The following is a 17,591-nucleotide window of genomic DNA, read 5'->3' on the forward strand; positions in this document are numbered from 1 at the left end:
ACACGAACCAATCGGGTCACGATGAATACGTTTTGCCCCGCACTGGCCGCGCGCATTGTTCCGTGAAATGACGCTAATGCAGGCGGTTCAGCCCAAGGCCAGCCGCAGTTGTTCGTCCAGATGCAGCGTGGGTGTGACGCGCCATCCGCTTTGGGCGTAGCGCAGCCAGCGGCCCAGCACCAGATGCGTCAGCAGGCTGGCGTGCGCGGCGACATTGGCTTCCTGCGGCAGGCCGCCGTCGGTGATCGCGATGCGCAGCGACTGCTTTAGCGACGCCTCGATGCGATCGTTGATGTGGTTGATGCGTTCCTGCAGCCGGTTGTCTTCGGTGACCAGCGCGTCGCCGGTCAACACTCGCGTCATGCCCTTGTTGCGTTCCGAGAAGGTGAGCAGCATGGCGACCGTCTTGTGCGCCTGCGGCACGCCGTAGGGTTCGGCGGTGGCGATCTGGTTCACCAGCGTGAAGATGCTGGTTTCGATGAATTCGATCAGCCCCTCGAACATCTGCGCCTTGCTGGCGAAGTGCCGGTAGAGGGCGGCTTCGGAAACCTCAAGGCGCGCGGCCAGCGCGGCCGTGGTGATGCGGGACGCGTGCGGCTGCTCCAGCATTTCGGCCAGAGTCTGCAGAATCTGGGTCTTGCGCTCGCCGGGTTTGCTCGCCATGGAAGGGACTGCTTCGCGCAGGATGACGGGTGGAGGGGGAGTGGAGCGCGCCGTCAGGCCCGCAGGGGGCGTCGGCGTAACAACAAATCACTGACGCAGTTTACCCGCAAGTCGACGTAGGCCGGACGGTGCGAGCGTCCGCGGCCGAAGGGCGTGCCGGGGTGGTAGACGTGGACCGTCTTTAAGCCCGCCACGCGGGCGCCCCGCAGGTTGGCGAGCGTGTCTTCCACGAGCACGGCGCGGTGGGCGGGAACGCCTTCGCGCGCCAGCACGTAGCGCAGCAGCGCCGCCGAGGGCTTGGGACGGTATTGGCCATGCAGCCGCATGTGCTCGATGGCCCACAGGCTGTCGAACTGGCGCAGGATGCCCAGGTGCGACAGGACGGACCGCGCATAGTGCAGCGGCGCGTTGGTAAGCAGCACCTTGCGGCCGGGCAGGCGGCGCAGCTTGTCGGCGAGCGCCTTTTCCGACCGCATCAGCGGCGCGACGTCGAAGTCATGGCTGCGATGCAGGAAGTCATGCGCATTGACGCCGTGGTGCCGCACCATGCCGATCATGGTGGCGCCGTAGCGTTTCCAGTACTGCGACCGCACCAGGTTGGCGGCATCCACGTCCACGTTGAGCGCCTCGGCCACCGCCATCGTCATGCCGTGATCGATCTTGGAGAAGATGGCGTGCGAGGTGTCGTGGAGCGTGTTGTCCAGGTCGAAGAGCCACAGGCGCTCGGGCGCGCCCGTGGCGATCCCGCGCGACCGGCGCATGCGGACCGCCGGCCGCAGCAGCTGGCGACGCGCTTGCATCATGAGAGGCTCACGGCGCGCAGTGCTGCGGAATCGGGCTGCATCAGTGCGAGCTGATCATCGTGCCGACGCCCTGGTCGGTCAGGATTTCAAGAAGCAGGCAGTGCGGCACGCGGCCGTCGACGATGTGCACCGAGTTCACGCCGTTCTTGGCTGCGTCCAGCGCGGACGAGATCTTGGGCAGCATGCCGCCGGAGATCGTGCCGTCGGCAAAGAGCTCGTCGATGGTCTGGGCGGACAGGCTGCGCAGCAGCTTGCCGCCCTTGTCCAGCACCCCGGGGGTGTTGGTCAGCATCAGCAGCTTTTCGGCGCCCAGCACTTCGGCCATCTTCCCGGCGACCACGTCGGCATTGATGTTGTACGCCGTGCCGTCTTCGCCATAGCCGATGGGCGAGATGACGGGAATGAACTGGTCGTCCTGCAGGGCCTTCACGACGGCCGGTTCGACCATGGTGATGTCGCCCACGAAGCCGATGTCGATGGGCTCGGACGGGTTGTCCTTGTTGGCCATCAGTTTCTTCTGGGCCTGGATCAGGCCGCCGTCCTTGCCGGTCAGGCCCACGGCCTTGCCGCCGACCTCGTTGATCATCATGACGATGTCCTGCTGGACCTGGCCGCCCAGCACCCATTCCACGACTTCCATGGTCTCGGCGTCGGTGACGCGCATGCCCTGGATGAAGGTGCCTTGCTTGCCAATGCGGCGCAGGGCGTCATCAATCTGCGGACCACCGCCGTGGACCACCACCGGGTTCAGACCCACCAGCTTGAGCAGCACGACATCGTGCGCGAAGCTGCGCTGCAATCGCTCTTCCGTCATGGCGTTGCCGCCGTACTTGACCACGATGGTCTTGCCGTGAAATCGTCGGATATACGGCAGAGCCTCGGACAGCACGGCGGCTTTGACGGCGGGAGACGAAACGGCAGCAGGGTCGGGGGTGTCGGTCATGGCAGCTAAGTCGGCAAATAAATAACAAGTAAGTTAGCGGGCGTTAAAAAAATGCCTGCACAAGAACGCGGTTGGAACGCGGCTAGCGCAAGCATACGACGGATTGTAGTCCCCACAGGTTTCTTATGCTGCAAAGCCATGTCCTTATGCCCGACAAATAACCGGCATTCAGGTAAATTGGGGGCGTTTTCACAACGGCTGGCCCCGCAAAAGGGGGCTCGCCCGAACCTGCGGGGACATCTATCCCCGTTTTTCATACATAAAGAGGCAAGACATGCGTTTGAACTTCGTCCGTTCCGCCCTGGTGGCGTCGGTCCTTCTGGTTGCCGCCAATGCGGCCCATGCCGAGAAGGTGGTCGTCGGCGCCACGCAGGTTCCGCACGCCGAGATCCTTGAAGTGGTCAAGCCCAAGCTGGCCAAGGAAGGCGTGGAGCTCGACATCAAGGTGTTCAGCGACTACGTGCAGCCCAACCTGCAACTGGCGGACAAGCAGCTGGACGCCAACTTCTTCCAGCACAAGCCGTACCTGGAGAGCTTCAACAAGGACCGCAAGGCGACCCTCGTGCCGGTGGCGCTGGTCCACGTCGAGCCCTTCGGCGGTTACTCCAAGAAGATCAAGAGCCTGTCGGACCTGAAGGACGGCGCCACGGTCGCCATTCCCAATGACCCGTCCAACGGCGGCCGCGCACTGGTGCTGCTGCAAAAGCAGGGCGTCATCAAGCTCAAGGACCCGGCCAACATCCTGGCCACGGCCGCGGATGTTGTCGAGAACCCCAAGAAGCTGAAGTTCCGCGAACTGGAAGCGGCCATGCTGCCGCGTGCGCTGGACGACGTGGACCTGGCGCTGATCAACACCAACTACGCGCTGGAAGCCGGCCTCGTGCCGACCAAGGACGCCCTGTTCATCGAAGGCGCCGATTCCCCCTACGCCAACGTGCTGGTCACCCGCAGCGACAACAAGGATGCCCCGGGCATCAAGAAGCTGGTCGACGCGCTGCACTCGCCGGAGGTCAAGACCTTCATCCAGGAAAAGTACAAGGGCGCGGTGGTTCCCGCCTTCTGATGCACGTCGCGCGGGTGGCTGTGAGCCGCCCGCTCCCGCCCTTCGGCAGCCCCCAAACAAAACGCCGCCCGTTATTTTGCGGGCGGCGTTTTGTTTGGGGGCTGCTTGCGTGGGCGGATCAGCCGGCGGCCAGTGCCTTTTCCACCGTGGCGTGGAATTCGGCCTTGTCGTATTCGCCCAGATAACGCTTGATGATGCGTCCCTCTTTGTCGATTAGGAACGCCGTGGGGGTCAGGCGAATGTCGCCGAAGGCGCGCGCGATGTCGCCCTTGGTGTCCAGCGCAACGGGGAACGGCAGCTTGCGGGTCTCGGCGAAGTTCAGCACGAAGTTGGGCGGGTCGTAGTTCATGGCGACCGCAATGGCCTCATACCCCTTGTCCGCATACTCGTTGTAGGCGGAGATGGTGTCGGGCATTTGCTTGACGCACGTGACGCAGCTGGTCGCCCAGAACTTGACCAGCACGACCTTGCCGCGCAGGTCCTGCATCGAGAACGTCTTGCCTTCCAGGGTGGTGAAGGTGACGTCGGGGGCGGTCTGGGCCGGGCGCATGGCGAACCACGCGCCGATGCCGACTGCGACGAGAACTGCGAGCGCTACGATGGCTTTTTTCATTTGATGGGCATTGCTTCGACGCCGCCGCTCGTGCCGCCGGTGCCGGCCGCATTGTCGGTGGCCGGACCGGTGCCGCTTTCGATGGGCGCCTTGCTTTCCGTGGTTGCGGGTTTGGAGCCGCTGCCCGACAGGCGGATGGCTTCTTCGCGGCTGATGGTTTCAAAGAGCTTGACCACCTTGGTCACGCCGCCCACGTCGGCGGTGGCGTTGGCGGCGTAGTCGCCTTCGGCCTGGGTGACCTTGCCCATCAGGTAGACGACGCCGCGGTCAGTCGTGACGGCGATGGTGCCGGAGGGCACGTACTTGGTGTTGAGCAGGGCGGTCTTGACCTTGGAGGTCAGCCAGGTGTCGTTGGAGCGCTGGCCAAACGAGGCGATGGGGCCGACATTGAGCTGGTTGATGACCTGCTTCACGTTTTCCACGCCCTGGGCAATGGTGGTGGCCTGGTTCTTGGCTTCTTCGGAGGGCACGTCGCCCGTCAACAGAAGGTGGCCGCCGTAGGCCATGGCATTGACGCGTGCGGTATCGCCCAGCTTCTGGGAGATCAGGTTCTGCGCCTTGAACGCCATGTTCTGGTCTTCGAGCTGGACGCCGGACGTGCGGCGGTCGGTGACGACGACCGCCGTGGTGGCGGCGGCGCCGCCCACGATCAAAGGCGCGCAGGCCGTCAGCGAAAGCGCCGCGGTGGACAACGCGGCGGCAAGCATCAGCGGGCGGACTGCGGGTCTGACGTCAAGAATCATTCGGTGTCTCCAAGCAGAAGAGCGTCGATGCCGTCGCACAGCGCGTGCAACAGCAGAATATGGACTTCCTGGATGCGCATGGTGCGATCGCTGGGAACACATAGATGGACGTCCATCGGGGTAATGAGTTCCCCCATGACGCCGCCGCCCTTGCCGGTCAGGGCCAGGACGTGCATTTCGCGTGCGCTGGCGGCTTCCATGGCGCGGACCACGTTGGGCGAATTGCCGCTGGTGGAAATGGCCACGAGCACGTCGCCGGCCTGCCCGAAGGCGTTGACCTGCCGTTCAAAGACTTCGTCAAAGCCGTAGTCGTTGCCGACCGCCGTGAGGATGGAGGTGTCGGTATTGAGCGCGATGCCCGCGAGCGGCAGGCGTTCGCGTTCGAAGCGGCCCACCAGCTCGGCGATGAAATGTTGCGCGTCGGCGGCCGAGCCGCCATTGCCGCAAGCCAGAATCTTGCCGTTGTTCGCCAGGGCGCCGAACAGCACGTCCACGGCCACGGCCAGCGGTTCGGCCAGGACGTTCATGCTTTGTTCGTGAGCGGCCATGGCGTCGCGAAAGTGCGACGTCATACGAGAGGTCATATCCATGGGCGCGATTATCTCACGGGGCCGGGCCGCGGTTCTGTCCGCGCGCAACGATCGCCCAGGGCCGGCGCCGGACTGCCAGCCGGATCAGGGCAGCCAGAAAGCGCCGCGCAGCCAGGCCGGCTCGCCGTCGTCGAAAACCACCGCGTCGAAACGGGCGGGCGGGGGCGCGCCTTGCCAGTGGCGGCGGGCCAGTTCGGGCAGCCACAGCGCCGCCGCCCGCGCCAGCCGCGCCTGCTTTTCCCGGCCGATGCTGGCGGCGGCCCCGCCGAACCGGCGATTGGCGCGCGCCCGGACCTCCACGAAGACGAGCGTGTTGCCGTCGCGCATGGCCAGATCGATTTCACCGGCGCGGCAGGCCAGGTTGCGCGCCAGCAGCGTCAGGCCGTGCGCCAGCAGCAGGCGCAGCGCGGCCGCTTCATGATGATCGCCGCGCCGCTGCGTGGGCGAGCGGCGCGGGGGCGGACGGTCGGCCGGCGTGCGTCCGGTGCGCCGCCGGCGTTTGGCGGCGCGGCGTCGGGCGGCCAGGGCAAGTTCGCAGGCCAGGCGCAGGGTGTCGTCCGTCATGGATTCCAAAGGCAGCGGGCATAGGCGGCTACACTGACATGGTTTTCCGAGTCTGCAGGCTGCAATGAATCAAAACGTCTCACCTCCCGTTGCCGGCGATGCCTGGTCCCGCGTGTCGGAACGCGTGGCCGGCCAGCATTGGCCCACCTCGACGCTGTATGTCGTGGCCACGCCCATCGGCAATCTGGGCGACCTGGGCCTGCGTGCCTGGCACGCCCTGCAGCGGGCTGACGTGATTGCTGCCGAAGATACGCGCGCCAGCCGCACGCTGCTCGATGCCTGGGGCGTGGGCACGCCGCTCATGGCGGCGCACCGCCACAACGAGGCAGCCGCGGCGCAGGCCATCTGCGAGCGCCTGGCGCAAGGCCAGCGCGTGGCGCTGGTGTCCGACGCCGGCGCCCCCGCGGTCAGCGACCCCGGCGCGCGGGTGGTCCGGGCGGTGCGCGCCGCCGGCTATGCCGTGGTGCCGGTGCCCGGCCCCAGCGCCGTGATCGCCGCGCTGATGGGTAGCGGCGTCACCACGGACGAAAACCCCGCCTACGCCTTCGCGGGCTTTGCGCCTCCCAAGGCCGTGGCGCGCCAGCGCTGGCTGCGCCAGTGGTGCACATTGCCCGCGCCTGTCGTGATGTTCGAGTCGCCGCACCGGCTGGCGGCCACCTTTGCCGATCTGCTCGAGGTGTGCGGTCCCGACCGCGAACTGACCGTGGCGCGCGAACTGACCAAGCGTTTCGAAGAGATCGGCACCTTCCGGTTGAGCGAGGCGTCTGCCTGGCTGGCCGCGGATCCGCATCGCGAGCAGGGCGAATTCGTGCTGATCGTCCATGCCGAGCCCGAAGCGGCCGCGGACAAGGACGCGGACCCGGCCCACGACGTTCTGCTGGACGCCTTGCTGGAATCGCTGTCCGTGCGCGATGCCGCGCGTGTCGCGGCCAAGGTGACCGGCCAGCCTCGCGACGTTCTGTACAACCGCGCCCTGGCGCGCAAGAAGTCGCAGGAATAATCCATGGCGTATTCGACGCTCGTGTCCAACAAACCGGCCGACCCGAACGAGCGGCTGACCTATCGCGACATGCCGACGCCGTTGGGGGAGATGCGCCTGGTCGCCAGTCCCAAGGGGTTGCGCGGCGCCTGGTTCACCGATCAGGCGCTGCTGCCGTCGCCGGAAGGCTGGACGCTGTCCGGCAGCGACCCCTTCCTGGAGCAGGCGCGGCGCGAACTGGACGAGTGGTTCGCCGGCGAGCGGCGCGTGTTCGACGTGACGCTCGACCCCGTGGGAACGACGTTTCAGCATCAGGTCTGGCATGCGCTGTGCGCGCTGGAATTCGGCGTGCTCACCAGCTACGGCGAGCTGGCCCGCGCCGTGGACCGGCCCAAGGGCGCGCAGGCGGTGGGCGGCGCAGTGGGCCGTAACCCCATCAGCATCATCATTCCGTGCCACCGCGTGATCGGCGCGGACACGTCGCTGACGGGTTTTGGCGGCGGGTTGCCCCGCAAGCAGGCGCTGCTGGCCCACGAGGGCAATCGCTATCTCAGCCGCAGCGCGCGCGCCCGCCGGGTGTGCGACGGGCAGGCAGAGCTGTCCTGGTAGGCAAGCCCGGCGCCCGGCCGCTTATTTGGGCGCTGATTTGGCCGCAGACTTGGCCGCCGGCTTGGCCAATTACCGCGATGCGTTATTGCGACGCGATGGTCGGCAGAATGCCGATGCGGTCCGACACGAGCGGCACGGCATTGAGCGCGCTCTGGCGGTCCGGATACGGACCGATTCGCACCCGGTAAAGATTGTTGGTCTGTTCCACCGTCGCTGCAGGCGCGCCTTCGGCGCCCAGTTGCGTGTTGATGCGGCTGACCAGCGACTGCGCATTGGCGGGCTGGCTGAACGCGCCCACCTGCAGGTAGACGCTGCCGCTGGCCACGCCGGACGCTGGACGCATCGGCGCGGGGCTGGGCGCGGCAGGCGCCAGGGGCTCAGGCGTCAGCGCCACGGGCGTGGCGGCCACGGGCGCCATCACGGGCGTCGAGCCTGTGGCCGATTCCGGCTCCGGCGCGGGGGCCGCGGGCGCGCCTTGCGAGGCCAGCCGGCGGATCTCGTCGGCCTGGATCGCTTCCACGACCACCTGGCCGCTGCCCGGGCCGATGATGCCCAGCTTGTAGGCGGCCACGTATGACAGGTCCATGATGCGGTCGCTGTGGAAGGGCCCGCGGTCGTTCACCCGCACGATGATCGTCTTGCCGTTGACCAGGCTGGTCACCCGCGCATAGCTGGGAATCGGCAGCGTCGTGTGCGCGGCCGTCATGGCATACATGTCGTAGGTCTCGCCGATCGACGTGGAGTTGCCATGGAACTTCTTGCCGTACCACGACGCGATGCCGCGCTTCTTGTAGGGCTGTCCGCTGGTGTCGGGCACGTAGCGCTGACCGAATACGACATAGGGCCGGTTTGCGCCGCTGGCGTAGGGTTCCAGCTTGGGCACGGCGTCTGGAATCTGGTCCAGGTTCGACGGCGGATTGGCATCCGGCCCGTCGTCCTTGTAGTAACCGCCCTTCTTGCGTCCGCCGCTGGTCGAGCAGCCTGCCACGGCGATCGCCAGCAGCAGCACGGAAATGAGATGTAGGGGGCGGGAAAGCGTCATGCGGTTTCGTCGGGCAGTTGCGTGCGGTGGCGCACCAGGAGCGGGTCGTGATCGGCAAAGCGCAGCGCCAGCTGTTCCACCACGTAGACCGAGCGGTGCTGGCCGCCGGTACAGCCGATGGCCACGGTCAGGTAGTTGCGGGTGTCCTGCGTGTACAGCGGCAGCCAGCGTTTCAGGAAGCCCGCGATGTCGTCGATCATCAGACCCACCTGCTCGTATCCCGCGAGCCACGTGGCCACGGGCTCGTCGCGGCCCGTCAGCGGGCGCAGATTGCGGTCGTAATGGGGATTGGGCAGGCAGCGCACGTCGAACACCAGGTCCGCGTCTCCGGGCACGCCGCGCTTGTACGCGAAGGATTCGAACGTCAGCACCAGCGGCGCGCGGTCTGCCTTGATCAGGTCGCGGATCCAGGCGCGAAGCTGGCCGGGCGTCAGGTCCGAGGTGTCGATGACGTGTTCCTGCTCGCGCAGCGGCGCCAGCAGTTCTCTTTCCAGGGCGATGCACTCGGTCAGCGACGGCGCGGTGCCGCCGCGCTGCAGGCGGTCGGTCAGCGGATGGCGGCGGCGAGATTCGGAATAACGCTGCACCAGCGTGGCCGTGTTGGCATCCAGGAAGACGACCCGCAGGCTGGTGCCCATGGCGCGCAACGCGGTGACCACATCGGGCAGTTCGGCAAGTTCGCCCGGCGAGCGCACGTCGATGGCGACCGCCACGCGCTCCATGCCGTCATCGCGCGCCTGGGCAATGAACTCGGTCAGGAAGCGAACGGGAAGATTGTCGACGCAGGTGTAGCTTGCGTCCTCGAGCATGCGCAGCGCGACGGATTTGCCGGAGCCGGAAATGCCGGTGACGAGGACGACTTTCAACATGGACATGATTGTGGCACGCTTTTCCAGGACGATGCCGGCGGGATAGCATCTGATATGGCCATAAACTCAGGAACTGCTTCTGTTCCCTGCTGCTTGCCCTGACGTAAGCTAGGGGCCGCACACTCCGCAGTTCCATCGCAGTTCCACTTTACGCGCCCCGCCGTCTCGATTCGGGGTTTGGAATTCGACCTAGATGTTAGCCCTCATTTCCTCTTGTAGTGTTTCACTGCTGCGGTTTTGGACGATCCCAAGGGCCTTGGCCGCGGCGGCTGTTGTGTTTATGTCCGCGCCCGCGCTGGCGCAGCAGCCCGACCCGCCGGTCTTGCAGCCCGACACCATGGCGGCGCGCGTGGCGGCCTGCACGGCCTGTCATGGCGTGCAGGGCAGGGCGGGTGCCGATGGCTACTACCCGCGGCTGGCCGGCAAGCCGCAAGACTATCTCTACCATCAACTGCTCAATTTTCGCGACGGCCGGCGGCAGTACCGGCCCATGACGCACCTGCTGGCGGGACTGCCCGACGACTACCTGCGCGAAATGGCCGCGTATTTTGCCGACCAGCATGTGCCGTATCCGGCGCCCGTGCGCGCGGACGTGTCCGCGGCCACGCTCGACGCTGGCCGCAAGCTCGCCCGCGATGGCGACGCGGCGCGCGGCCTGCCGGCCTGTGCGTCCTGTCATGGCGCGGCGCTCTCGGGCATGCTGCCCGCGATTCCCGGCCTGCTGGGGCTGCCCCGCGATTACATCGGCGCGCAGATCGGCAGCTGGAAGAACGGCCTGCGCCGCGCCGCCGCGCCGGACTGCATGGCCGACATCTCCCACAAGCTCACGCCTGCCGACATCGGCGCACTCGCGGCCTGGCTGTCGTCGCAGCCTGTCGTCGAGCCCTACGTGCCTGATGCCGCGAATTCGGTCCGGCTGCCCGCGGAATGCGGCAGCCAGGCGCAACGCTGAACGGGGCCGCGAATGACGCTGATGAAAAGAGTTCTGGGTGTCCTGTTGCTGGTGGCCGTGGCGGCCGTCGGCGGGTTGTATTGGCTGGGCACGCGTGACGATGCCAGCACCGGGCCCACTGCCGCGGCAGCCGAGGGCGCCACGCTGATCGAACGCGGCCGCTATCTGGCGCTGGCCGGCAACTGCATGGCCTGCCACACCAGCCAGGGGGGCAAGACGTTTGCGGGCGGCACGCCCATTCCCACGCCGTTCGGCACGGTCTACGGCCCGAACATCACGCCCGATCCGGATACCGGCATCGGCGCATGGACGGCCGACGACTTCTGGCAGGCGCTGCACAACGGCAAATCGAAGGACGGCACGTTGCTGTATCCGGCGTTCCCGTACACCGAGTACACGCGGGTCAACCGCAGCGACGCCGACGCGCTCTTTGCCTATCTGCGCAGCGTGTCGCCCGTCAAGCAGGCGAACCGTCCGCCCGACATGGATTTCCCGTACGACCAACGCGCGCTGCTGGCGGCGTGGCGCGCGCTGTACTTCAAGCCTGGCGTGCAAGCGCCTGATCCCGGCCAGTCGGTCCAATGGAATCGCGGCCGGTATCTGGTCGAGGGGCTGGGGCATTGCGCGGCCTGCCATACGCCGCGCAACAGCCTGGGCGCCACGCGCACCCGCGACGCGCTGGCGGGGGGCGTGATTCCGGTGCTGGATTGGTACGCGCCGCCGCTCACGAACGACATGCAGACCGGCATGGGGCGCTGGTCCGCGCAGGACATTGCCGCGCTGCTCAAGACCGGCATTTCGGCGCATTCGACCGTCAGCGGACCCATGGCCGAAGTCGTGCTGGGCAGCACCCAGCACCTGACCGACGACGACGCCCTTGCCATCGGCACCTATCTGAAGTCGTTGCCCGCCACGCCGCCCGCGACCGATGCGCGCGCCGCCATCCCCGCGCCCGCAGCCATGGAACTGGGCGGCAAGCTCTACCGCCAGCAATGCGCGCAATGCCACCAGGCCGACGGCAAAGGCAGCGGCACGGCTTGGCCCGCGCTGGCCGGCAATCCCACGGTGACCGCGCCATCGCCCGTGAACGCCATCCGCATGGTGCTCGACGGCGGCTACGCCCCGGCCACGGCCGCAAACCCGCGTCCGCACGGCATGCCGCCGTTCGGCCAGGTGCTCAACGACAACGACATCTCGATGCTGGTGACCTACATCCGCAACAGTTGGGGGAACGACGCAGGCGCGGTGAGCGGCCTGGAGGTCAAGCGCGCACGGGCGTCGTCGACGTTGAACTAGCGCCCGGCGGTGGCGGCGCGGCAGGCCTCGTGCGCCAGGTCGCCCAGCGTGCGGATCGCCGCTTCGGTGCTTGCGTCCCACGGGTGCCCGTAGTTCAGGCGTAGCGCGCTGCCAAATTGGCCGCTGGCAGAGAAGATCGGGCCGGGCGCCACGCTGATGCCGCGCGCCAGCGCCTGGCGGTGCAGCGACAGTGCCTCCACGGCGGCCGGCAGTTCCAGCCAAAGAAAGAATCCGCCCTGCGGCCGCGTCACGCGCGTGCCGGCGGGAAAGGCCTGCGCGATGGCGTCGGCCATGCGCTCCTGCTGCGCCTGCAAGGTCTGCCGTAACCGGCGCAGATGGCGATCGTAGCCGCCTTGTTCCAGGTATTCGGCAATCGCGCCCTGCGCGGGGCCGGACGCCGACAGCGTCGATGACAGTTTCAGCCGTTGCACCTGGTGGGCGTAGCGCCCGGCGCTGGCCCAGCCAATGCGGTAGCCGGGCGCAAGGCATTTCGAAAACGACGAGCAGTGCAGCACCAGCCCGCGCGTGTCGTAGGCCTTGGCGGGAACGGGCCGCGTCGCGCCGAAGTAGAGCTCGCCGTAGACGTCGTCTTCGATCAGCGGAATGTCGTGCCGGGCAAGCAGTTCGACGAGCCGGCGCTTGTTGTCGTCGGGCATCAGGCAGCCCAGCGGATTCTGGAATTGCGTCATCAGCCAGCAGGCGCGCGGCGCGTGGCGCAGGATGGCCGCCTGCATCGCGTCCAGGTCGATGCCGGTGCGCGGATGCGTGGGCACTTCCAGCGCTTTCAGCCCAAGGCGTTCCAGCGCCTGCAATGCGCCGTAGAACGTCGGCGCTTCCACCATGACGGTATCGCCCGGCTGCGTGACCGCCTGCAGGCAGAGATTCAGGGCTTCGAGCGCGCCATTCGTGACGACGATGTCGGTGGCGGGCAGGTTGATGCCGCCGATCAGGTAGCGCAGCGCGATCTGCCGGCGCAGGCGCGGATTGCCGGGCGCCAGATCTTCAACGGTGTCGCGCGGGTCCTGGCGCTTCAGATGCGTGGCCATCGCCTGCGCCAGGCGCGGCAGCGGAAAGAGCAGCGGCGAGGGGAAGGCCGAGCCCAGCGGGGTGACATCGCGATTGCGCACCGAGCCCAGGATGTCGAAGATCCGTTCGCTGATCGCCAGTTCGGTCGATTCACCGTCGGGGCATGAGGCGCCGGGTTCGGGCGGCAGCGATTCGGCGGGGGCGTTGACGTAGTAGCCCGAGCGCGGCTGCGCGCGGATGAGCCCGCGTGCTTCAAGCAGGTAGTAGGCCTGGAACACCGTCGAGGGGCTGACGCCGCGCGCTGCACACGCGTCGCGCACGGAGGGCAGCTTGTCGCCGGCGCGCAGCACGCCGCTTGCGATCGACGTGGCGATCTCGTCGGCCAGGGTCTCGTAGAGGCTCACGATGCCGCAGGGCGACGACGCGGGCTCATTTGCTGCTTTGGAGGATCGCCATGGCCTGGCGTTCCATGAATTCGCCCAGCGTGTCGATGCCGCGCAATTTCAGGATGGTGTTGCGCACGGCCGCCTCGACCAGCACGGCCAGGTTGCGGCCCGCGGCCACCTGCAGCATCACCTTGCGCACGGGCAGACCCAGCATGTCCTGCGTGATGTCTTGCAGCGGCAGGCGTTCGAACTTGTCCTGCGCGGTGGCACGCACCAGGTGAACGATGAGCTTGAGCCGCATCTTGCGGCGCACCGAGGTTTCGCCAAAGATGGTGCGGATGTCGAGCAGACCCAGGCCGCGGACTTCCAGCAGGTTCTGCAGCAATTGCGGACAGTGGCCTTCGATCATGTTGGGCGCGGTGCGCGAGAACTCGACTGCGTCGTCGGCCACGAGGCCGTGGCCGCGCGAGATCAGTTCCAGCGCCAGTTCGCTCTTGCCCAGGCCCGATTCGCCCGTGATCAGCACGCCCAGTCCCAGCACGTCCAGGAACACGCCGTGCACCGTGGTGGTGGGCGCCAGCTTCTTGCCCAGATAGATGCGCAAGAGGTCGATCAGTTGCGCGGCCGCGACCGGCGTGGACAGCAGCGGTACCTGGTGCTGGTCGCATTGGTCGACGAGGTCTTGCGGCGGCGTCAGGCCATCGGCCAGCAGAATCGCAGGGACGCCGCCGATCAGCAGCTCGTCCATGTGGTGCATGCGGCGGCGCAGGTCGAAGCGCGTGTAATACGCCAGCTCTTCCTGGCCAAACACCTGGATGCGAGACGGGTGGATCAGGTTCAAGTGGCCGACCAGGTCGGCGGCCGCCATGCCGTCATCGGGAATCGCGCGGTCCGCCGCGCCTTGGCCCGAGATCCAGTTAAAAGGGATTTTGTCGGCGTTGTCGTCGACGAGTTCCTGCACCGTGAGCATGGCAGCGATTCCGCGTGGGATCAGAGTTGGCCGGTCGTGAGCATTCTGTGCACGATGGCCGGATCGGGCTCGGTGGCCAGCGCCTCGCGCAATGCCTTGTTGGACATGAGTTGGGCGAGTTCGGCCAGGATGTCCAGGTGCTGCTGCGTGGCCGTTTCAGGCACCAGCAGGCACAGCAGCATCGACACGGGTTGACCGTCGGGCGCGTCGAACGTGATGGGCTGGGCAAGGCGGATGAATGCCGCCAGCGCTTGTTCCAGACCTTTCACGCGGCCGTGCGGCACGGCCACGCCCTGACCGAGGGCGGTTGACCCCAGACGCTCGCGGGCAAAAAGGCTGTCGAACACGAGCGCGCGTGCCAAGCCGTTGTTGTTTTCAAAAAGCAGACCGGCCTGTTCGAACGCACGTTTCTTGCTCGTGGCGAGCATATCGAGCACGACGTTGCCGGCGGGGAGGATGCGCGACAAATGATTCATCAGGGCATTATAGGGTTATATGACGCACTGCAACAATCAACCGCCCCGGACGTTTCGGACGACCGGAAGCGATCGGGGCACAAGAGCGACAGCATAGTCTGATCGCGGCGCGTTGTGGGCATTCTGGGGGTGGCGATCATCACGGCGCGGCGCACGTCCGGCAAAAGCCACGGAAAACGCCAATCGGCCGGCAGTCGCCAGCGGGATGAAAAACGAGGGGGGGAGGGGACTTTGCCGATGCCCCGGCTGGACACAAGGTCTAGCGGGACACCGGGACTTAGGCAGGATCCTGGGATCCCTGTACGGCTAGTCGCTCAGGTGAGCGGTCATGAAGCGCGTTACTGCTGGGGTGGCGAGAGGGTCGCCGCTTGCCGCTTCACGGACTCTGCTGAATGACTTCTTACCTTGTCCTTGTGCTTGATGACCTGACGGTCGACTTTGTCAGCAAGAAGGTCGATGGCTGCATAGAGGTTTTCATCGGTTGCTTCACAATGAATGTCCTTGCCGCTCAGTCGCATGGTGATTTCGGCTCTATGCCGCAGGGGCTCTACTGAGAGCATGACCTGGGTATCGATGACGTGATCGAAATGCCGCAGCACTCGCGCCAGTTTGTTCATGACATATTCCCGGATGGCCGGGGTGACGTCGAGGTGACGACCGCAGATGCTCAGGTTCATAGTGTGCTCTCCTTCTAAAAGAGGAAAAAGGTGCGCAAAAGGCGCGGTGAAGTCGTTAGGCGTTCTCCTTCAATAAGCAGGTTCGTTTAGTACTAGTGTATAGACTCGGGCCGATAAAACAAGCTGACCTACCGCAAGTTCATGGCAATTTTATGGCTGAGCCCCTAGGGCGTATGGCCCTTCTTTCCCAGGCGTTACGGTGTCTTTCAGCATGGGGTTACATCCGGAAGTGTTCGCCCAGGTACACGCGGCGAACGGCGGGGTCGCCCACGATTTCCTCGGGGTGGCCGTCGGTCAGCACCTTGCCTTCGCTGATGATGTAGGCGCGGTCGCAGATGCCCAGGGTTTCGCGCACATTATGGTCGGTGATCAGCACGCCGATGCCGCGGCCCTTCAGGAAGCGCACGATGCGCTGGATCTCGATGACCGCGATGGGGTCCACGCCGGCAAACGGTTCGTCCAGCAGGATGAAGCGCGGGCTGGTCGCCAGCGCGCGCGCAATTTCCACGCGGCGGCGTTCGCCGCCCGACAGCGAAATCGCGGCATTGCTGCGGATGTGGCCGATCTGCAGTTCTTCGAGCAGCGACTCCATCTGCTCGTTGATCTTGGGCGTCGTCAACGGACGGCCGTCCGGACCCACCTGCAATTCCAGCACGGCGCGGATGTTCTGTTCGACCGTCAGGCGGCGGAACACGGAAGCGTCCTGCGGCAGGTACGACAGGCCCATGCGCGCGCGCTTGTGGATGGGCATTGCCGTGATGACGGCGCCGTCGATTTCGATGCGGCCCGCATCCGCGGGCACCAGGCCGACGATCATGTAGAAGCTGGTGGTCTTGCCGGCGCCGTTGGGGCCCAGCAGGCCCACGACTTCGCCGCTTACCACGGACAGGGACACATCCTGCACCACGGTGCGGCCGTTGTAGGTCTTGCGCAGTCCGGTTGCGCGCAGGCTGCCCTGCTTGACGCCCGAAGGGGCAGAGGTCACGGGGGTCGGCACTGAAGGTTGGTTCATCGTGGCTGCGATTGGTGTTGCATGGGAGGCGCTTCAGCGCCCTTTCTTGGCTGCCTGCTGCTTGCGGCATTCGGCGACGGCGGCGTCCAGCTTGGCGCGCGGTTCGGCCAAGGAACGCACGCGTCCGCCTGCCGCGGCGGAATTCGGGCCGCCTTGCGCTTCGTACGTGCCGGACTTCTCGTTGTAGCGTACCCGTTCGCCGCGAATGGTATCGAACGGTTTCCCACAGACGTAGCGGGTCACGATGGCCTGGCCGATCAGGTCGAACGTGCTGTTGGTGCCGTCGTATTCGGCGCGCAGGCCCTTGCCTTCGATGAGTTCGAAGTTCTCGGGGCGTTCCTGGCGGATGGTGACGACCTTGCCCTTGTTGGCGGTGGCCGTGCCGTATTGGTTGCCCTGCGCGTCCTCGTTCATCTGCAGCGTGTCGGACGTCAGCGTCATCAGGCCGCGCGTCATGTTGACGTTGCCGGTGAACACGCTTTGTTTCTTCACGTCGTCGTAGTGCAGCGTGTCCGACAGGATCAGCGTGCTGGGCTCTTCAGCCGGGGTTGCCGCCTTCGGGTCCGCGGCATGGGCCGGCGCAAACGCGCAAGCCGTCAACAGCACGGCGCCCATCAGGCGGGTCGTCGGGGCGAAGAGGGTCCGAAGGTCGGTCATGGTTTTTTCTGGTTAGAGTTGTTGGCAGGAATTTCGGTGCGGCGCTGCTGCCTGCCTTCCGAACCGGCAATTTCCACGTCGGTCGACGCCGACACCTGCAATTGGCGAGTCTTGTTGTTGTAGTGCATGCCCGTGCCCTGCATGCGCGAGCGGCCCTTCAGGACCGTGGCGGGCAGGTCGGTGAAGACCACGTCGTCATCGGGCAGGATGATGAGTTGCTGGCTGCGCACGTCCAGCATGTCGTTTTCGGCATCGGGCTGGCGCAGCACGTGGGCGTCGCCCTGCATGACGATCCGCTTGCCGCCCTGTTCCATCACGGCCGTCTTGGAAACCGCGACCGTGATCGGATTGGTCTCGCGCTGGCCCACCGCGCGCGGCGCGGTGACGTGATACGAATCGTCGTCGGGAAAGTGCTCCATGTAGTCGCCTTCCAGGCGATTGATGGGCTTGCCCGTGGGATCGGTGCGCAGCATCACGAATTCGCGCGACCATGCGTCCATTTCGTGGGTGACGCGGCGTGGCGGGTCCACCTGGATGGCGCGCTGCGCGTAATCGGCCGCCCACCACGAGCTGGTAACCAGCACCAGCAGCAGGAACAGCGCGATCAGTGAGGGAAAACGTTCTTTCATCGGGTGCGCCGCGAGGGCGTATTCGTTAA

At 66.2% G+C, this 17,591-nt stretch carries 21 protein-coding genes; 5 read left to right on the top strand and 16 right to left on the bottom strand.

Translation table 11 applies throughout. From position 1 onward, the window contains the following. Positions 1-87: 87 nt before the first annotated feature. From slmA to argB, 3 genes are read right to left on the bottom strand one after another with little or no spacing between them, the layout of a single operon-like run. Positions 88-663 carry a nucleoid occlusion factor SlmA gene (gene slmA / locus FBY20_RS12490; RefSeq protein WP_056319559.1) on the bottom strand — a complete coding sequence of 192 codons (576 nt, stop codon included), beginning with the start codon at positions 661-663 and terminating at the stop codon, positions 88-90. A 53-nt stretch (positions 664-716) separates the two neighbouring features. After that, positions 717-1,463 carry a pyrimidine 5'-nucleotidase gene (locus FBY20_RS12495; RefSeq protein ID WP_062839048.1) on the bottom strand — a complete coding sequence of 249 codons (747 nt, stop codon included), beginning with the start codon at positions 1,461-1,463 and terminating at the stop codon, positions 717-719. Between the two features lie 43 nt (positions 1,464-1,506). Then, the gene (argB, locus tag FBY20_RS12500) at positions 1,507-2,409 is read right to left on the bottom strand and encodes an acetylglutamate kinase (protein WP_013396740.1); all 903 of its coding nucleotides are present in this window, start codon (positions 2,407-2,409) and stop codon (positions 1,507-1,509) included. Positions 2,410-2,683: 274 nt separating this feature from the next. Between argB and FBY20_RS12505 the strand changes: the two genes are divergently transcribed. Beyond that, entirely contained in the window at positions 2,684-3,472 is a 789-nt protein-coding gene (locus FBY20_RS12505; protein ID WP_142052422.1) for a MetQ/NlpA family ABC transporter substrate-binding protein, read from the top strand. A gap of 118 nt (positions 3,473-3,590) precedes the next feature. On the opposite strand, the gene FBY20_RS12510 is transcribed toward FBY20_RS12505, so the two are convergent. From FBY20_RS12510 to FBY20_RS12525, 4 genes are all read right to left on the bottom strand, one after another. Beyond that, complete coding sequence (locus FBY20_RS12510) at positions 3,591-4,085, bottom strand: peroxiredoxin (RefSeq protein ID WP_056319566.1); 495 nt, start codon at positions 4,083-4,085, stop codon at positions 3,591-3,593. After that, on the bottom strand, positions 4,082-4,828 hold the full coding sequence (locus tag FBY20_RS12515; RefSeq protein ID WP_056319569.1) for a BON domain-containing protein: 747 nt from the start codon (positions 4,826-4,828) through the stop codon (positions 4,082-4,084). Before FBY20_RS12515 ends, FBY20_RS12510 begins: the two co-directional genes overlap by 4 nt. Further along, positions 4,825-5,418: a phosphoheptose isomerase gene (locus tag FBY20_RS12520; RefSeq protein ID WP_056319572.1), complete on the bottom strand. Its 594-nt coding sequence runs from the start codon at positions 5,416-5,418 to the stop codon at positions 4,825-4,827. Before FBY20_RS12520 ends, FBY20_RS12515 begins: the two co-directional genes overlap by 4 nt. 84 nt (positions 5,419-5,502) lie before the next feature. Continuing rightward, positions 5,503-5,982, bottom strand: a complete 480-nt coding sequence (locus tag FBY20_RS12525; RefSeq protein ID WP_056319574.1) for a YraN family protein — start codon at positions 5,980-5,982, stop codon at positions 5,503-5,505. A 64-nt stretch (positions 5,983-6,046) separates the two neighbouring features. Between FBY20_RS12525 and rsmI the strand changes: the two genes are divergently transcribed. After that, positions 6,047-6,982: a 16S rRNA (cytidine(1402)-2'-O)-methyltransferase gene (rsmI, locus tag FBY20_RS12530; RefSeq protein ID WP_056319577.1), complete on the top strand. Its 936-nt coding sequence runs from the start codon at positions 6,047-6,049 to the stop codon at positions 6,980-6,982. A 3-nt stretch (positions 6,983-6,985) separates the two neighbouring features. Further along, complete coding sequence (locus tag FBY20_RS12535) at positions 6,986-7,570, top strand: methylated-DNA--[protein]-cysteine S-methyltransferase (protein ID WP_056319578.1); 585 nt, start codon at positions 6,986-6,988, stop codon at positions 7,568-7,570. An 82-nt stretch (positions 7,571-7,652) separates the two neighbouring features. Here FBY20_RS12535 and FBY20_RS12540 read toward each other — a convergent pair whose 3' ends face one another. Together FBY20_RS12540 and rapZ are read right to left on the bottom strand one after the other, a co-directional pair. Further along, on the bottom strand, positions 7,653-8,612 hold the full coding sequence (locus tag FBY20_RS12540; protein ID WP_056319581.1) for a septal ring lytic transglycosylase RlpA family protein: 960 nt from the start codon (positions 8,610-8,612) through the stop codon (positions 7,653-7,655). After that, positions 8,609-9,481 (bottom strand): RNase adapter RapZ, encoded by an 873-nt coding sequence (gene rapZ, locus FBY20_RS12545; RefSeq protein WP_056319767.1) that lies wholly within the window; start codon positions 9,479-9,481, stop codon positions 8,609-8,611. Before rapZ ends, FBY20_RS12540 begins: the two co-directional genes overlap by 4 nt. 193 nt (positions 9,482-9,674) lie before the next feature. On the opposite strand from rapZ, the gene FBY20_RS12550 reads away from it, so the two are divergent. Continuing rightward, positions 9,675-10,433 (top strand): c-type cytochrome, encoded by a 759-nt coding sequence (locus FBY20_RS12550; protein ID WP_142052425.1) that lies wholly within the window; start codon positions 9,675-9,677, stop codon positions 10,431-10,433. Positions 10,434-10,445: 12 nt separating this feature from the next. Then, positions 10,446-11,729: a cytochrome c gene (locus FBY20_RS12555; RefSeq protein WP_142052428.1), complete on the top strand. Its 1,284-nt coding sequence runs from the start codon at positions 10,446-10,448 to the stop codon at positions 11,727-11,729. Here FBY20_RS12555 and FBY20_RS12560 read toward each other — a convergent pair. From FBY20_RS12560 to lptC, 7 genes are all read right to left on the bottom strand, one after another. Further along, entirely contained in the window at positions 11,726-13,159 is a 1,434-nt protein-coding gene (locus tag FBY20_RS12560; RefSeq protein ID WP_142052431.1) for a PLP-dependent aminotransferase family protein, read from the bottom strand. The genes FBY20_RS12555 and FBY20_RS12560 overlap by 4 nt on opposite strands. A gap of 25 nt (positions 13,160-13,184) precedes the next feature. Beyond that, positions 13,185-14,111 carry an HPr(Ser) kinase/phosphatase gene (hprK, locus tag FBY20_RS12565; protein WP_006216298.1) on the bottom strand — a complete coding sequence of 309 codons (927 nt, stop codon included), beginning with the start codon at positions 14,109-14,111 and terminating at the stop codon, positions 13,185-13,187. Positions 14,112-14,131: 20 nt separating this feature from the next. Then, positions 14,132-14,587: a PTS sugar transporter subunit IIA gene (locus FBY20_RS12570; RefSeq protein ID WP_056319588.1), complete on the bottom strand. Its 456-nt coding sequence runs from the start codon at positions 14,585-14,587 to the stop codon at positions 14,132-14,134. Between the two features lie 338 nt (positions 14,588-14,925). Beyond that, positions 14,926-15,264 (bottom strand): ribosome hibernation-promoting factor, HPF/YfiA family, encoded by a 339-nt coding sequence (gene hpf / locus FBY20_RS12575; protein ID WP_056319592.1) that lies wholly within the window; start codon positions 15,262-15,264, stop codon positions 14,926-14,928. 217 nt (positions 15,265-15,481) lie between these two features. Continuing rightward, positions 15,482-16,276: an LPS export ABC transporter ATP-binding protein gene (gene lptB, locus FBY20_RS12580; RefSeq protein WP_056319593.1), complete on the bottom strand. Its 795-nt coding sequence runs from the start codon at positions 16,274-16,276 to the stop codon at positions 15,482-15,484. 33 nt (positions 16,277-16,309) lie between these two features. Next, entirely contained in the window at positions 16,310-16,933 is a 624-nt protein-coding gene (gene lptA / locus FBY20_RS12585) for a lipopolysaccharide transport periplasmic protein LptA (RefSeq protein ID WP_056319596.1), read from the bottom strand. Further along, on the bottom strand, positions 16,930-17,562 hold the full coding sequence (gene lptC, locus FBY20_RS12590; protein ID WP_056319599.1) for an LPS export ABC transporter periplasmic protein LptC: 633 nt from the start codon (positions 17,560-17,562) through the stop codon (positions 16,930-16,932). The genes lptA and lptC overlap by 4 nt, the downstream gene beginning before the upstream one ends. Positions 17,563-17,591: the final 29 nt, after the last annotated feature.

The organism is Achromobacter sp. SLBN-14 (assembly GCF_006715415.1).
GTDB classification, from domain to species: domain Bacteria; phylum Pseudomonadota; class Gammaproteobacteria; order Burkholderiales; family Burkholderiaceae_B; genus Achromobacter; species Achromobacter mucicolens.

Coding starts and splice junctions, on each gene's coding strand:
- FBY20_RS12510 (WP_056319566.1), bottom strand. CDS start 4,085: ATGAAAAAAGCCATCGTAGCGCTCGCAGTTCTCGTCGCAGTCGGCATC.
- FBY20_RS12520 (WP_056319572.1), bottom strand. CDS start 5,418: ATGGATATGACCTCTCGTATGACGTCGCACTTTCGCGACGCCATGGCC.
- hpf (WP_056319592.1), bottom strand. CDS start 15,264: ATGAACCTGAGCATCTGCGGTCGTCACCTCGACGTCACCCCGGCCATC.
- FBY20_RS12540 (WP_056319581.1), bottom strand. CDS start 8,612: ATGACGCTTTCCCGCCCCCTACATCTCATTTCCGTGCTGCTGCTGGCG.
- FBY20_RS12535 (WP_056319578.1), top strand. CDS start 6,986: ATGGCGTATTCGACGCTCGTGTCCAACAAACCGGCCGACCCGAACGAG.
- FBY20_RS12515 (WP_056319569.1), bottom strand. CDS start 4,828: ATGATTCTTGACGTCAGACCCGCAGTCCGCCCGCTGATGCTTGCCGCC.
- FBY20_RS12495 (WP_062839048.1), bottom strand. CDS start 1,463: ATGCAAGCGCGTCGCCAGCTGCTGCGGCCGGCGGTCCGCATGCGCCGG.
- lptC (WP_056319599.1), bottom strand. CDS start 17,562: ATGAAAGAACGTTTTCCCTCACTGATCGCGCTGTTCCTGCTGCTGGTG.
- FBY20_RS12550 (WP_142052425.1), top strand. CDS start 9,675: ATGTTAGCCCTCATTTCCTCTTGTAGTGTTTCACTGCTGCGGTTTTGG.
- lptB (WP_056319593.1), bottom strand. CDS start 16,276: ATGAACCAACCTTCAGTGCCGACCCCCGTGACCTCTGCCCCTTCGGGC.
- rsmI (WP_056319577.1), top strand. CDS start 6,047: ATGAATCAAAACGTCTCACCTCCCGTTGCCGGCGATGCCTGGTCCCGC.
- FBY20_RS12555 (WP_142052428.1), top strand. CDS start 10,446: ATGACGCTGATGAAAAGAGTTCTGGGTGTCCTGTTGCTGGTGGCCGTG.
- FBY20_RS12525 (WP_056319574.1), bottom strand. CDS start 5,982: ATGACGGACGACACCCTGCGCCTGGCCTGCGAACTTGCCCTGGCCGCC.
- FBY20_RS12505 (WP_142052422.1), top strand. CDS start 2,684: ATGCGTTTGAACTTCGTCCGTTCCGCCCTGGTGGCGTCGGTCCTTCTG.
- hprK (WP_006216298.1), bottom strand. CDS start 14,111: ATGCTCACGGTGCAGGAACTCGTCGACGACAACGCCGACAAAATCCCT.
- argB (WP_013396740.1), bottom strand. CDS start 2,409: ATGACCGACACCCCCGACCCTGCTGCCGTTTCGTCTCCCGCCGTCAAA.
- FBY20_RS12570 (WP_056319588.1), bottom strand. CDS start 14,587: ATGAATCATTTGTCGCGCATCCTCCCCGCCGGCAACGTCGTGCTCGAT.
- rapZ (WP_056319767.1), bottom strand. CDS start 9,481: ATGTTGAAAGTCGTCCTCGTCACCGGCATTTCCGGCTCCGGCAAATCC.
- slmA (WP_056319559.1), bottom strand. CDS start 663: ATGGCGAGCAAACCCGGCGAGCGCAAGACCCAGATTCTGCAGACTCTG.
- lptA (WP_056319596.1), bottom strand. CDS start 16,933: ATGACCGACCTTCGGACCCTCTTCGCCCCGACGACCCGCCTGATGGGC.